Here is a 13,329-nt window from a genome sequence, read left to right on the forward strand (position 1 = left end):
CGTAGCTGCGGCATCCGACGATCTGCCGTGAGTCACCGGGGCGGCCTACGTCACCGAGCGAGCAGAGCCGTCACCCTCGCGCGGACCGCCTCGGCGATCTCGCCTGCCGGGAGCGAGGCATCCAGCACGAGGAAGCGCTCGGGTTCAGCGGCAGCCAGCGCAAGGTACTCGGCACGCACGCGGGCATGGAACTCGTCACGCTCTGCCTCAAGCCGGTCGAAGGGCTTGTCGGCGGCGTCGAGCCGCGCGCGAGCTGCCTCGGGGTCGAGATCCAGCAGCACGGTGAGGTCAGGAAGCAACCCTCCGGTAGCCCAGAGCGACAGGTCGCGGATCTCGTCGCGACCCAATACCCGACCCGCGCCCTGGTAGGCGACGGACGAGTCGAGGTAGCGGTCCTGGATGACTACCTCGCCCCGCGCGAGAGCCGGGCGCACCACCGTGGCGATGTGATGAGCTCGGTCGGCTGCGTAGAGCAGCGCTTCGGCACGCGGCGACACCTCGCCTCGATGGTGCAGGACGATGTCACGGATGAGCACACCGACCTCGGTCCCGCCGGGTTCGCGCGTGCGCACCACGATGCGGCCCTCAGACTCGAGCCAGTCGCGAAGCAGGCTTGCCTGCGTGGTCTTGCCCGACCCGTCACCGCCCTCGAGGGTGATGAACAGTCCCGGTGAGGTCACTTCTTGGCCGTCGTCTTGCGCGTCGTCGTGGCGCGCTTGGTCGTGCGCTTGGGTGCTGGCCCCTTCGCGCGTTTGTCAGCGAGCAGCTGCACGGCACGCTCGAACGTCACATCATCGACCTGTTCACCGCGCGGAATCGTCGCGTTGGTCTCACCGTCGGTGACGTAGGGTCCGAACCGGCCGTCGCGCAAGCGGATCGGCTTGCCGCTGGTCGGGTCGGCCTCGAACTCCTTGAGCGCACTCGACGCGCGGCGGGCACCGTACTTCGGCTGGGCATAGAGTTCGAGCGCCTGCTCGAGCGTGATGTCGAAGATCTGCGCCTCACTCTCGAGCGAGCGCGAGTCGGTGCCCTTCTTCAGGTACGGACCGAATCGACCGTTCTGCGCCGTGATCTGCTCGCCCGAGGCGGGATCCTCACCCACGACACGCGGCAGATCGAGCAGGCGCAGCGCCGTCTCGAGGTCGATCGTGTCCACCGACATCGACCGGAACAGTGACGCCGTGCGGTTCTTCGGGGCAGCGCTCTTCGCGGTGGACTTCTTGCCCTTCGCCGCGGGCGCCGGCTCAGCCGGTGCTGTCTCGAGAACCTCACCGGTCTCCGGGTCAACGACCGCGGCGGCCTCGGGCTCGGTTTCTTCGATGTAGGGGCCGAATCGGCCATCCTTGACGACGACGAGCTTGCCGTTGGCGGGGTTCTCGCCGAGGACGCGGTTGCCGGCGACCGGGGCGTCGATCAGTTCCTGTGCCTTCTCGGGCGTGAGCTCGTCGGGCGCGAGGTCGTCGGGAACGTTGACGCGGCGCGGGTCGGCATCCGGGTTCGCAGGGTCGATGACCTCGAGGTAGGGCCCGTACTTGCCGACACGCAGGGTCACGGTGTCGCTGATCGGACGCGCGTTGAGCTCACGCGCGTCGATGTCGCCGAGGTTGTCGACGATGTTGCGAAGGCCGACGTGGGCATCCGAACCGTAGTAGAACTCCTTGAGCCACTCGATGCGCTTCTGCTCACCCCGCGCAATGGCGTCAAGGTCGTCTTCGAGCGCGGCAGTGAAGTCGTAGTCGACAAGCTCCGAGAAGTGCTCTTCGAGCAGACGCACGACGCTGAACGCGACCCAGCTGGGCACAAGGGCCTGACCCCGCTTGGTGACGTACCCGCGGTCGAGGATGACGTCGATGATGCTCGCGAACGTCGACGGGCGTCCGATGCCCTTCTCTTCGAGCGCCTTCACGAGGCTCGCCTCGGTGTAGCGGGGCTTGGGGCTCGTGCTGTGGCCCTTGGGCTCGACATCCGTGAGACTCAGCACATCGCCGACCGCGAGCGCCGGCAGCGACTGGTCGTCGGAGCGGTCGGCATCGGCACGCTTTTCGTCGCGGCCCTCTTCGTAGGCTTCGAGGAAGCCCTTGAAGGTGTAGACGGTTCCGGATGCCGTGAACTCGGCCTTCTTGCCATCGGCATCGAGGGCCAGCGTGACGGTGGTGGTCTCGTACTTGGCATCCGACATCTGGCTGGCGATCGTGCGTTTCCAGATGAGGTCGTACATGCGCTCTTCGTCGCGGTCGAGCTGGCCGGTGACCTCGCTCGGGCGGCGGAAGAACTCACCCGACGGACGGATCGCCTCGTGCGCCTCCTGCGCGTTCTTGGAGTTGTTGCGGTACGTCCGCGGGTTCAGCGGCACGGCCTTGTCGCCGTAGAGCTCGACGGCCTGCGTGCGCGCGGCGGTGACCGCCTGCGCCGACAGGGCCGTCGAGTCGGTGCGCATATAGGTGATGTACCCCTTCTCGTAGAGGCGCTGAGCGACGCTCATGGCGTGTTTCGCGCTCATCGAGAGCTTGCGGCCTGCCTCCTGCTGCAGGGTCGAGGTCGTGAACGGCGGCTTGGGGCTACGGGTGCCGGGCTTTGCGTCAAGGGCGGTGACGGATGCCTCAGCAGCGGCCTCCACGGCTGCGGCGAGTGCGCGCGCCGCTGCTTCGTCGAGGACGACGACCGCCTTCTTCAGCTGGCCCTTGTCGTCGAAGTCCGCTCCGCGCGCGAGCGATGCGCCGTCGAGGCGCGCGAGGCGCGTCGTGAAGGAAGAGCCATTCTTGCCGGCGAGAGCCTCGACGTCCCAGTAGTCGGCGGGAACGAACGCCATCCGCTCCCGCTCGCGGTCGACGACCATGCGGGTTGCGGCGGACTGCACGCGGCCGGCAGAAAGGGCAGCTCCTTCGCGGCCCGAGCCGACCTTGCGCCACAGCACCGGCGAGACATCCCACCCGTAGAGGCGGTCGAGCACGCGCCGGGTCTCCTGCGCGTCGACCAGGGCAAGGTCGAGGTCTCGGGTCTTGTCGACGGCGGCACGGATCGCATCCTTGGTGATCTCGTGGAAGACCATGCGCTTGACGGGAACCTTGGGCTTGAGCACCTCGAGCAGGTGCCAGGCGATGGCCTCACCCTCGCGGTCCTCATCTGTGGCCAGCAGGACCTCGTCGGCATCCTTCAGTGCGCGCTTGAGTTCAGCGACGGTCTTGGTCTTGCGATCACTGATGACGTAGTAGGGGTCGAAGTCGTTGTCGACGTCGATCGAATACTTCCCGTAGGCCTGCTTCTTTTCGGCCGGGATGTCCTTCTTGCTCGCAAGGTCGCGGATGTGTCCCACCGAGCTGAGCACCTCGTACCCGTCGCCCAGGTATCCCTGGATCGACTTCATCTTCGTCGGGGACTCGACGATGACAAGCTTCTTGCCTGTGGCCAACGAAAGCTTCCTTTCTTCGATGCACACCATACACACACGGCGACACAGCGAAGGCTGAGAGCGCTACGGTGGCGGGCCGGCGCGTGCGGTTGCAGTGACCTCGAACGCGCCGAAGGGAACCGAAACCGACACGGTCGCGATGAGCTCGACAAGCTCGCACGAACGCATCCGTGCTCCCAGCGCGGAAGCGACCTCGGCAGCCCGATCGCAGGGGACACCGGGGACCGCTCCGGATGCGGCATCCGCTGCCGCGAGAGCCGCCGAGTCAGCCGCGCCGGCCACGCGTTGGGCGACGACGGATGCCGCGCCCACGCCCGCCGCCGCCACGATCACCGCAGCACCGATCACCGCAATGCCCGCCGAGGCAACGGTGCCCGCCATTACCAGCCATCCGCGAGGGCGCAGCCGCGCGCTGTGACGGGAATCCCGGAAACCGTGCGCGCCGCGGTCACGCACACGAGGTCTCCCTCGTCGCTGATCTCGACCGACGCGCCGGGGACGGCTGCCTGCACGACGGCACTCACGCGCGCGCCGCTTTCGCCGCGTGAGGCAAGGCGCGCAGCGTCGGCAACGGCATCCTGCAACAGAATCTGCCGCCCGGCAGCACCCAGAATCCCGACGGCGAGAAGCACCACAACCGCGACAGCAGTCATCGCGATCGCGAACTCGGCGGCGACCGACCCGCGATCACCGCCGAGTCCGTCGCGGATCATTCGACGCTGAGCGCGCGGCGCACCAGGTCGGTGAGGATGCCGCGCACCTCGTCCGAGCGCATGATCACGACCAGAAGGCCAGCGAAGGCGACTGCGGCCATCGTGGCAATCGCGTATTCCGCGGTGGCGGCGCCGGTCTCGTCCAGAAACAGCTCGCGCGCGGCACGCGAGGTCAAACGGGGCAGTGAGGACATGGGTTCTCCAATCGGTTGAGGCGGTGGGCACGTGGGTTGGGCACGGTCACGGAAGCTGAAGAGAAACGGAAGGCAGGATGCTGAGAAACATCGGCGCGACGCCCAGGCACAGGAAGGCAGGAAGCGTGCACACGCCGAGCGGAAGGAGCAGTTTGGTCGACAGGCGAGCTGCGCGCAGGCGACCGTCGACCCGAGCCCGGTGCCGATCCAGCGCGGCCGCCGAGCGCAGCAGTTCGACTGCCGGAACTCCTGCCGCCTCAGAAAGGAGGAGAGTGTCACGCACCGCCACGGAATCGTCGGCATCCGCGCCGCGCGCGGCATCCACGAGGGTCCGGGCCCGCGACACCGATACGCCGCCGCTGAGCGCTATCGCGGTGAGGTCGGCATCCATTCCCGGCATCACGGCGTCACGGTGAGCGGCAAGCGCCAGCCGCGACGTCCAGCGTCGCCCGGCCATGAGTAGCCCGACGCCGGCCACGGCACATGCCCATCCGGCAGGCTCGCGCAGCAACGTTCCGAGGGGATCGAACCCCAGGGCGAATGCGAGACCGATTCCGACAGCCGGAAGCCAGCCGAGCAGTCGAGCAGTGGACGTCGGTTCGGCCAGAGCGACGCGGATCTCGTCAGCTGACTCCTCGGCATCCCGCAGCACGTCGGCGAAGGAGCGAAGGGCGGGCGCCAGCGGCGCCCCGACCGTCGTCGCGATCGACCACGCCGCAGCCACGTCTCGCCACATTCGTCGCTCTCGTGCGTGGACCGACTCGCCCACCGCATCGACTCTCGCGATGCGGATCCTGCGGCGTGGCTCCGGTGCGGGCTCGACGGCCAGGGCAGCGATCGCGCTGTCAATTCGGGCACCGCCGTCGACGGCATTGACGACCTGCGACGCCTGCAGGTCGCCCTGCTTCGCCAGATGGTCCCAGGCACGAGTCGGGGTGACCCCGGCCTCGAGCAACACAGCGACGCGCAGAACTGTCTCGGCGACCTGCGCTGTCATGACAGCTCCTCTATATGGAGGCGACCGTCGGGGCCGAGCGTTGGGCGGCCGAGAGCGCCGATGCGACGGATGCCGTCGCCGTCACGGGTCACGTGAATGACCACGCCGATCGCGCTCGTGACCTGCCGTGCGAGGGCGTGGTCGGTGAGGCCCGCGAGTGCGCCGAGCGCCTCGAGCCGCGCCGGGACATCGCCGAGGCTGTTGGCGTGCACGGTGCCGGCACCGCCGTCGTGACCGGTGTTCAGCGCCGAGAGCAATTCGCGGATCTCTTCGCCGCGGCACTCCCCTACGACGAGCCGGTCCGGCCGCATTCGCAACGCCTCGCGCACAAGGCGAGCGAGGGTGATCCCGCCGGCCCCCTCGAGGTTGGGTTGTCGCGCTTCGAGGCGCACATGGTGAGGATGCTCGAGACGCAGCTCGGCGACATCCTCGATGGTCAGGATGCGTTCGTCGCGGCCGGCTTCGGACAAAAGCGCAGACAGCAGCGTGGTCTTGCCCGCGCCCGCGGCCCCCGTGACCAGCACGTTCTCTCGGGCGGCGACGATGTCGCGCAGCCGGTCACCTACCGTGGCATCGAACATGCCACGCCGACCGAGCTCAGCCACGGTGACCGATTGCAGGCGCGGGACCCGAATGGATACGAGCGTCCCACTGACCGACACGGGAGGAAGCACAGCATGTACCCGTGCACCGCCGTCCAGCCTCACGTCGACGCACGGGTGTGACTCATCAATGTGTCGACCACCCGCCGCAATCAGAGACACCGCGAGATCACGCGCGTCGGCCTCCGAAAGCTCGATGCCTGCCGCGCGACGCGGCCCGTGGCCTCGGTCGACGAAGACTTGCGGCCCGTTCACGAAAACGTCAGTCGTCGCGGGGTCTTCCAGGTGAGGACGCACGCGCTCCAGCGACGGATGACGCAACCAGTCTGCTCTGCGCAGGGCACTACCACCATCAGGCGCGAACTGTCCGCCTACTCCGCGCCCGGCGGCGGAGGGCGGGAGCGGGACGAAGAGGTCAGGCATGCATCGACGGTAGGCATCCGGTTCCTCGCGGACCGCGCACCGGCGCCATAGCGCGGTCAAACGCGCCGACAAGGCGGGCTGGGGAGGAACGCTGCCGAGCGACAGGATGAAGCCCCAACACAAGAGAAGGCGGCATCCCATCGGGGGAGAGGGATGCCGCCGTGCGACACCGTTATCGGGGGTGGTCGGTGCCGCGATGCCAGAATCAGATGTTCGGCCGCGCACCAGCATACGCAACGAAAGGGGCCGTCACAATCCGTTGTGGAGAATCCACCTGCCCACTTCCGGAGGTAGTGTGCCCGAGCGGTGCTGACTAGCCTTTCGCTAGCTCTCGAGACGAGACGAATCACGAGAACCACTCAAGCCCGCGAAGGAGCGAGCCGAATGAGCAGTCAGATCGACCACCTGCTGAACGAGACCCGGCGGTTCGCCCCGTCTGCAGCTTTCGCCCAGAGTGCGATCGGTCGCGCCGAGCTCTATCAGCGCGCCGCTGACGATCGCGAGGACTTCTGGGCGGAGCAGGCGCGCGAGCTGCACTGGCACACGCCTTTCACAGAGGTGCTCGACTGGTCGACTCCCCCGTTCGCGAAGTGGTTCGCGGATGGCGCGCTCAACGTCGCCTACAACTGCCTCGACCGGCACGTCGAAGCGGGCAACGGCGACCGGGTCGCGCTGCTGTGGGAGGGAGAGCCCGGCGACACGCGCCGCGTCACCTACGCCGAGCTGACCGACGAGGTCAAGCGCCTGGCCAACGTCCTCGAGGGCCTCGGGGTCGGCGAGGGCGACCGGGTCGCCATCTATATGCCGATGATCCCCGAGTCGGTTGCCGCGATGCTCGCCGTCGCGCGGATCGGCGCGATTCACTCGGTCGTGTTCGGCGGCTTCTCGGCCGACAGCCTGCGCGCACGGATCGACGACGCCGGCGCCAAGGTCGTCATCACCGCCGACGGCGGCTACCGCAAGGGCAAGGTGTCGGCGCTCAAGCCCGCCGTCGACGCCGCCCTCAGTGACCGCGGATCGGGGGAGCAAGAGACCGTCGAGCACGTGCTGGTCGTTCGTCGCGGCGAGAACCCCGTCGAATGGACCGAGGGCCGCGACATCTGGTGGCACGACGCAGTGCCTGCGGCATCTGCCGATCACGAGGCAATGCCGTTCCCGGCAGAGAACCCCCTCTTCATCCTCTATACCTCCGGTACCACCGGGAAGCCGAAGGGCATCCTGCACACCTCCGGCGGTTACCTCACCCAGGCCGCCTTCACGAACCGCGTCGTCCTCGACCTGCACCCAGAGTCGGATGTGTACTGGTGCACTGCCGACATCGGGTGGATCACCGGTCACAGCTACGTCACCTACGGTCCGCTGGCCAACGGTGCAACGCAGGTCCTCTATGAAGGAACGCCCGACACCCCGCATCCGGCGCGCTGGTGGGAGCTCGTCGAGAAGTACGGCGTGACGATCCTCTACACCGCCCCGACGGCCATCCGTTCGTTCATGAAGATCGGGCGCACCGCGGTGCAGAAGTTCGATCTGTCGAGCATCCGGCTGCTCGGCTCGGTGGGTGAGCCCATCAACCCCGAGGCATGGATGTGGTACCGCGAGGTCATCGGTGGGGATGCCGCTCCGATCGTCGACACGTGGTGGCAGACCGAGACCGGCGCGATCATGATCTCGGCGCTGCCCGGCGTCACTGAGGCCAAGCCCGGAAGCGCACAGGTGCCGCTGCCGGGAATCGGCGTGGATGTCGTCGACGAGGCCGGCGAACACGTCGGCAACGGGAACGGTGGGCTGCTCGTGCTCACCGAACCGTGGCCCAGCATGCTGCGCGGCATCTGGGGCGACCCGGAACGGTTCGTCGAAACCTACTGGGAGAAGTTCCGCGATCAGGGCTATTACTTCGCCGGCGACGGCGCGCGCCTGGACGAGGACGGCGACGTGTGGCTGCTCGGCCGCGTGGATGACGTCATGAACGTCTCAGGTCACCGCCTGTCGACGGCCGAGATCGAATCGGCTCTGGTCGCACACGAAGCCACCGCCGAGGCGGCAGTTGTCGGGGCATCCGATGAGACCACCGGTCAGGCGGTCGTTGCGTTCGTCATCCTCAAAGAGAGCTTCCTCAAGGCGCACTCCCCCGAGGGCCTCGCTGCGCAGCTGCGGAGCTGGGTCGCCGAACAGATCGGCCCGATCGCCCGCCCGCGAGACATCTACATCGTCGGCGAACTCCCCAAGACCCGGTCGGGCAAGATCATGCGCCGCCTCTTGCGCGACGTGGCAGAGGGCCGCGAGGTCGGCGACACCACGACCCTCGCCGACACCGCCGTCATGTCGGTGATCTCGGCGCAGGTTCGCTGAGCTCGGCATCCGTGGGGTAGGCGAAACCCGCGGGGTAGGACGTTTCGGAACCGAATCGTCTTACCCCGCGATAATTCGTTCGCCCGTGCGGCTCAGGCGAGGGTGAAGACGACCTCGACCTCGACGGGGCTGTCCAGCGGCAGCACGGGTACGCCCACTGCCGAGCGCGCGTGGCGCCCGGCGTCGCCAAAGACCTCACCGAGCAGTTCGCTCGCGCCATTGATGACGCCCGGCTGCCCGGTGAACTCGGGGACTGATGCCACGAAACCGGTCACCTTGAGCACGCCGGTGAGCTTGTCCACGCCACCCGCGGCGGCGGCTGCGGCAGCTATCGCGTTGAGCGCGGACTGACGCGCATAGGATGCGGCATCCGAAGCGGGAACGAGCCCGTGGCCGTCACCGACCTTGCCGGTGGCCGGCAGCGCACCCGAAACGAAGGGGAGCTGACCGGCGGTGTAGACGAGGTCGCCGTGCACCTTCGCGGGGATGTAGGCCGCGACGGGCGGGGCGATCTGGGGAAGATCGATGCCGAGCTCTGCAAGGCGGGCGGAAACGCTCATCGGGTCACTCTCCGAACTGCTGGGCGGCAACGGCTGCCGCATCGAGGCCGGCGTTGGCTGCTCCGCCGCCGGTGGGACGCTTGAAGTATCCGACCAAACCGCCCTCAGGGCCCGGGACCACCTGCACGAGCTCCCACCCCTGCTTGCCCCAGTTGTTGAGGATCGCAGCGGTGTTGTGGATCAGCAGCGGCGTGGTCATGTACTCCCACGTGATCATCGGGGCTCCCGGGTGGTCGGTGATGGCGGGGGAACGGATGCTTCCCTCCAGCCTCGACCTCGCGGGCACGCGCGAGGCTGTCGAGCCTTCGCACAGGAAGCTCCCTTAGCATCAAGCCTATGCCTGAAACGAAACGAACGGCTGGCGGCGTGCTCGGCGGCCTGCTCGGTGTGGTCGGCCTCAGCGCCGTGGCAGGAGTCCTCGTTGCCGCCACCGTGACGCCGGCGATCGCCCTTTCCGGTGCCGCAGCATCGAGCGCGATCACGCTTTTCGACAATCTTCCCAGCGCGCTCGAGATCGATGAGCTGATGCTGCCGACGACCTTCTACTGGATGAACCCCGACACGGGTGAGTACGAGGTCATGACGCAGTTCTATGACCAGAACCGTGACCCGGTGACCTTCGATGAGGTCGCGCCTGTCATGTACAACGCGATCCTCTCGAGCGAAGACAAGAACTTCTACTCCCACGGCGGCGTCGACCTGGTCGGCACCGCTCGCGCCGTCATCTCCGGCGGTTCGCAGGGTGGTGGGTCCTCCATCAGCCAGCAGTACGTGAAGAACATCCTCATCCAGAAGTGCGAGGCCGAGGTCGGCACCGGCGAGGACGCCGATATGACGCAGGAAGAGATCGACGCTGCGAAGATCGCTTGTTTCGAGGATGCGACTGTCGCCAGCGGCGTCGAGGGTTACCAGCGCAAGCTGCAAGAGATGCGGTACGCGATCGCCCTCGAGCAGAAGTACTCGAAGGACGAGATTCTGCTCGGCTACCTCAACATCGCGAACTTCGGCGGCCAGAATTACGGCATCGGTGCCGCCGCACACTACTACTTCGGCGTGAGCCCCGCCGATCTGACGCTCGGCCAGGCCGCGGCGCTTGCCGGCATGGTGCAGACACCGAACCTCTACCGCCTCGACAGGCCGGATGGGTCCTGGACCGACAAGGACGGCAATCCAATCAACAGCGCGGCAGACGGCTATTCACTGACCAAGGAACGGCAGACCTACGTCCTGAACCGGATGCTCGCCGACGGGAAGATCACGCAGGAGGAGCACGACGCGGCGGTCGCCGAACCGATTGTCCCTGTTATCACTCCGGCCGACACCGGCTGTGGGGTCGTCCCCGGTAAGGCGGCGTATTTCTGCCAGTATGCGCGCGGCATCATGGAGAACGACGAGGCCTTCGGCGCAACGAAGGAAGAACGGACGAAGCTCCTCAAACAGGGTGGCCTCAACGTCTACCTGACGATCGACCGGCGCCTGCAGGCCGCTGCCGAGCAGGCGATGGTCGACAACGTACCGACGTCGATCGAGGGCTACACGAACGCCGACACGGGACGCCTCGGCGCTGCGACCACGAGCATCGAGACCAAGACCGGTCGCATCCTCGAGATCACGCAGAACACGAACTTCAGCGAGACGATCAAGGATGACGCCAACTACTCGTCCCTCGTGTACGCCGGCAACCAGAAGTACGGCAACTCGAATGGATTCGAGGGTGGGTCGACCTTCAAGGTCTTCACCCTGCTCCAGTGGCTACAAGAGGGCCATTCCGTGAACGAGGTTCTCAACGGAAACGTCCAGGTATTCAAGACATTCCGCAACAGCTGCTACGGCGACATTACGAACAACACGACGCTCATCAACAACTTCGCGAAGAGTTCCGGCTACGTAGGCACGCCGATGCGCTTCACCGCCGACTCGCTCAACACCGGCTTCCTTGCGATGGCGTCAAAACTCGACCTCTGCGGCATCGAGAACACCGTGGCGAAGATGGGAGTGACCCTCGGCAACGGTGAGCCCGTGCAGGTGCGGGTGCCGTTCGCCGTCCTCGGTCCTCACAACATCGCACCGATCGACGTCGCATCGGCCTACGCGACGATCGCGAACAACGGCGTGCACTGCACACCCAAGGCCATCGATCGCATCACCTACGCCAACGGCAACGAGATAGCCCTGCCGGAAGCGTCCTGCACCCAGGTTTTGGAACCGAACGTCGCCGCGACCGCCGCGTACGCGCTTCAGGGTGTTATGACGAACGGTTCGGGTCGGGCGTCCAATCCGTATGACGGTACGCCCATCCTCGGCAAGACCGGTACGCACGAGGCGAAGCAGACGTGGCTGGTCGGGTCGAGCACGAATGTTACGACCGCCGTCTGGGTCGGCAACTCTGTCGGTGACGCGGACGTGAGCCGCTGGCCGTGGAACCACCTCTACACTCGCCACTCGGTTGCAAAGCCCATCCTGCGGGCGGCAAACGCGCTATACGGGGGGGACGGATTCCCCGCGCCCGACCCGAACCTCACCAAGACCGTCCTCTATGACCTGCCGAACGTGGTCGGCCAGAGCGTTGAGGCAGCGACCAAGACGCTCGAGGATGCCGGATTCGAAGTCATCGTCGGCGACGCGGTCAACTCGACCGAGGGTGCGGGAATTGTCGCCCAGCAGGATCCCGGCGGCGGCAAGGTTGCGGGAGGCACGGTCGTCACGATCTATCCCAGCAACGGACAGGGTGTGACCGTCCCCGCAGTCAGCGGTTCGGTTGATCAGGCGCGAAACACCCTGCAGGGTGCGGGCCTGAACGTCACCGGCGGCACGTGTAACAACCCCGCGGCGACGGCAACCGTGACAGGCACGAGTCCCGGCGCGGGAACGATGGTCGGGCGCGGCTCCACCGTGAACATCAACGTGAACTGTACGGCGCCCGGGCCCACCCCGGCCCCCACCCCGTGAGTTCTCCGCTCGGACGCACCGCCCTCACGACCCTCGGGGTCGTGGGGGCGGTCGGCGTCGGCACCGCCGTCTGGGGCATGGGAATCGAGCGCTACCTCTACACGGTTCGACGCCATGAGGTGCGCGTCTTGCCTGCAGGCTCCGCTCCGCTCCGGGTCCTGCACCTCTCCGACATCCATATGGCGCCGTGGCAGCGTCGCAAGCAGCGGTGGCTTGCAGGACTTGCCGACGAACTTCGCCCCGACCTCGTCGTGAACACCGGAGACAACCTCGGGCACGCTGAGGGAATCACCGGCGTCCGTGCCGCGCTCGACCCACTGCGTGGCATCCCGGGGGCCTACGTGCACGGATCGAACGATCACGACGCCCCACTCCCCCGAAACCCCTTGTTGTACTTCTCTGGGCCGTCGAAGTCTGTGCCCAGGCCCGAGCGGCTCGACGTCGGCGCACTCGACGACTACCTGCAGAACGATCTCGGTTGGCACGAGCTGAACAACGCTGCTGCGGCCTTCCCCGTGGCCGGACGCACCATCGCAGCGTTCGGTGTCAGCGATGCCCACCGGCACTGGGACCGCCTCGAGGTCCTCCCGCCGCTCGTGGCCGACCTGAAGGCGCAATCACCCGACCTCACGATCGGCGTCAGCCACGCTCCTTATCGCCGCGTGCTCGATTCCTTCACGGGGCTCGGCGCCGACATGATTTTCGCCGGACACACCCATGGCGGCCAGGTACGGATGCCCGGATTCGGTGCCCTGGTGGCCAACTGCGATATCCCGCTCGACCAAGCGCGGGGCCTCAGCACGTGGCGCAAGGAGGGACGCTCGGTGCCGCTGAACGTGAGCGCCGGCGTCGGTCATTCGATCTACGCGCCGGTGCGCTTCGCCTGCCGGCCGGAGGTCTCGCTGATCACTCTCACGGCGGTCGAAGCCGACGGCGGTTCGGGCGGCGAGCGCTGATCGGGTAGACTCGAACGGTTGCCACGGGGTGTGGCGCAGCTTGGTAGCGCGCGTCGTTCGGGACGACGAGGCCGCAGGTTCAAATCCTGTCACCCCGACGCATTGTCTTGCGGGAGCCGACCAGAAGTCGGCTCCCGCAAGACAATGATCGCGGTGACTAACGGGCCCCAGCGCCCG

At 67.0% G+C, this 13,329-nt stretch carries 12 protein-coding genes and 1 tRNA gene; 4 read left to right on the top strand and 9 right to left on the bottom strand.

All coding sequences use genetic code 11. The annotated features are described in order from the left end of the window. Nucleotides 1-50: 50 nt before the first annotated feature. From tmk to B4F19_RS13520, 7 genes are all read right to left on the bottom strand, one after another. Nucleotides 51-680: a dTMP kinase gene (tmk, locus tag B4F19_RS13490; RefSeq protein ID WP_228178012.1), complete on the bottom strand. Its 630-nt coding sequence runs from the start codon at nt 678-680 to the stop codon at nt 51-53. Next, on the bottom strand, nt 677-3,409 hold the full coding sequence (gene topA, locus B4F19_RS13495; protein WP_228178011.1) for a type I DNA topoisomerase: 2,733 nt from the start codon (nt 3,407-3,409) through the stop codon (nt 677-679). The genes tmk and topA overlap by 4 nt, the downstream gene beginning before the upstream one ends. 63 nt (nt 3,410-3,472) lie before the next feature. After that, the gene (locus tag B4F19_RS13500; protein WP_228178010.1) at nt 3,473-3,790 is read right to left on the bottom strand and encodes an Rv3654c family TadE-like protein; all 318 of its coding nucleotides are present in this window, start codon (nt 3,788-3,790) and stop codon (nt 3,473-3,475) included. After that, on the bottom strand, nt 3,790-4,122 hold the full coding sequence (locus tag B4F19_RS13505) for a TadE family type IV pilus minor pilin (RefSeq protein WP_228178009.1): 333 nt from the start codon (nt 4,120-4,122) through the stop codon (nt 3,790-3,792). The genes B4F19_RS13500 and B4F19_RS13505 overlap by 1 nt, the downstream gene beginning before the upstream one ends. After that, complete coding sequence (locus B4F19_RS13510) at nt 4,119-4,316, bottom strand: DUF4244 domain-containing protein (protein WP_228178008.1); 198 nt, start codon at nt 4,314-4,316, stop codon at nt 4,119-4,121. The genes B4F19_RS13505 and B4F19_RS13510 overlap by 4 nt, the downstream gene beginning before the upstream one ends. Nucleotides 4,317-4,362: 46 nt before the next feature. Next, the gene (locus B4F19_RS13515; RefSeq protein ID WP_228178007.1) at nt 4,363-5,313 is read right to left on the bottom strand and encodes a type II secretion system F family protein; all 951 of its coding nucleotides are present in this window, start codon (nt 5,311-5,313) and stop codon (nt 4,363-4,365) included. Next, nucleotides 5,310-6,338 (bottom strand): TadA family conjugal transfer-associated ATPase, encoded by a 1,029-nt coding sequence (locus B4F19_RS13520; protein ID WP_228178006.1) that lies wholly within the window; start codon nt 6,336-6,338, stop codon nt 5,310-5,312. The genes B4F19_RS13515 and B4F19_RS13520 overlap by 4 nt, the downstream gene beginning before the upstream one ends. A gap of 384 nt (nt 6,339-6,722) precedes the next feature. Here B4F19_RS13520 and acs point away from each other — a divergent pair, with 384 nt between their 5' ends. Beyond that, nucleotides 6,723-8,687, top strand: coding sequence for an acetate--CoA ligase (acs, locus tag B4F19_RS13525; protein WP_292729770.1), 1,965 nt, complete (start codon nt 6,723-6,725; stop codon nt 8,685-8,687). A gap of 92 nt (nt 8,688-8,779) precedes the next feature. Here the strand turns inward: acs and B4F19_RS13530 are convergent, their stop codons facing one another. Then, nucleotides 8,780-9,247 carry a RidA family protein gene (locus B4F19_RS13530; RefSeq protein WP_228178004.1) on the bottom strand — a complete coding sequence of 156 codons (468 nt, stop codon included), beginning with the start codon at nt 9,245-9,247 and terminating at the stop codon, nt 8,780-8,782. Between the two features lie 4 nt (nt 9,248-9,251). Next, complete coding sequence (locus tag B4F19_RS13535) at nt 9,252-9,464, bottom strand: DUF4177 domain-containing protein (protein WP_228178003.1); 213 nt, start codon at nt 9,462-9,464, stop codon at nt 9,252-9,254. A gap of 119 nt (nt 9,465-9,583) precedes the next feature. Here B4F19_RS13535 and B4F19_RS13540 point away from each other — a divergent pair, with 119 nt between their 5' ends. The 3 genes from B4F19_RS13540 to B4F19_RS13550 all read left to right on the top strand — a co-directional run bounded on the left by B4F19_RS13540 (nt 9,584) and on the right by B4F19_RS13550 (nt 13,250). Then, a complete protein-coding gene (locus tag B4F19_RS13540) occupies nt 9,584-12,196 on the top strand; it encodes a transglycosylase domain-containing protein (protein ID WP_228178002.1) in 2,613 nt (870 codons plus the stop codon). Further along, nucleotides 12,193-13,152 (top strand): metallophosphoesterase, encoded by a 960-nt coding sequence (locus tag B4F19_RS13545; RefSeq protein ID WP_228178001.1) that lies wholly within the window; start codon nt 12,193-12,195, stop codon nt 13,150-13,152. Before B4F19_RS13540 ends, B4F19_RS13545 begins: the two co-directional genes overlap by 4 nt. Nucleotides 13,153-13,176: 24 nt before the next feature. Then, nucleotides 13,177-13,250 (top strand) — tRNA-Pro (locus B4F19_RS13550). Nucleotides 13,251-13,329: the final 79 nt, after the last annotated feature.

The sequence above is a fragment of the Microbacterium sp. UBA1097 genome (assembly GCF_002313585.1).
GTDB lineage: Bacteria > Actinomycetota > Actinomycetes > Actinomycetales > Microbacteriaceae > Microbacterium.

Excerpts from the sequence above, each read along its gene's own strand:
- B4F19_RS13500 (WP_228178010.1), bottom strand. The coding sequence starts at position 3,790 with ATGGCGGGCACCGTTGCCTCGGCGGGCATTGCGGTGATCGGTGCTGCG.
- B4F19_RS13505 (WP_228178009.1), bottom strand. The coding sequence starts at position 4,122 with ATGATCCGCGACGGACTCGGCGGTGATCGCGGGTCGGTCGCCGCCGAG.
- B4F19_RS13510 (WP_228178008.1), bottom strand. The coding sequence starts at position 4,316 with ATGTCCTCACTGCCCCGTTTGACCTCGCGTGCCGCGCGCGAGCTGTTT.
- B4F19_RS13515 (WP_228178007.1), bottom strand. The coding sequence starts at position 5,313 with ATGACAGCGCAGGTCGCCGAGACAGTTCTGCGCGTCGCTGTGTTGCTC.
- B4F19_RS13520 (WP_228178006.1), bottom strand. The coding sequence starts at position 6,338 with ATGCCTGACCTCTTCGTCCCGCTCCCGCCCTCCGCCGCCGGGCGCGGA.
- acs (WP_292729770.1), top strand. The coding sequence starts at position 6,723 with ATGAGCAGTCAGATCGACCACCTGCTGAACGAGACCCGGCGGTTCGCC.
- B4F19_RS13530 (WP_228178004.1), bottom strand. The coding sequence starts at position 9,247 with ATGAGCGTTTCCGCCCGCCTTGCAGAGCTCGGCATCGATCTTCCCCAG.
- B4F19_RS13535 (WP_228178003.1), bottom strand. The coding sequence starts at position 9,464 with ATGATCACGTGGGAGTACATGACCACGCCGCTGCTGATCCACAACACC.
- B4F19_RS13540 (WP_228178002.1), top strand. The coding sequence starts at position 9,584 with ATGCCTGAAACGAAACGAACGGCTGGCGGCGTGCTCGGCGGCCTGCTC.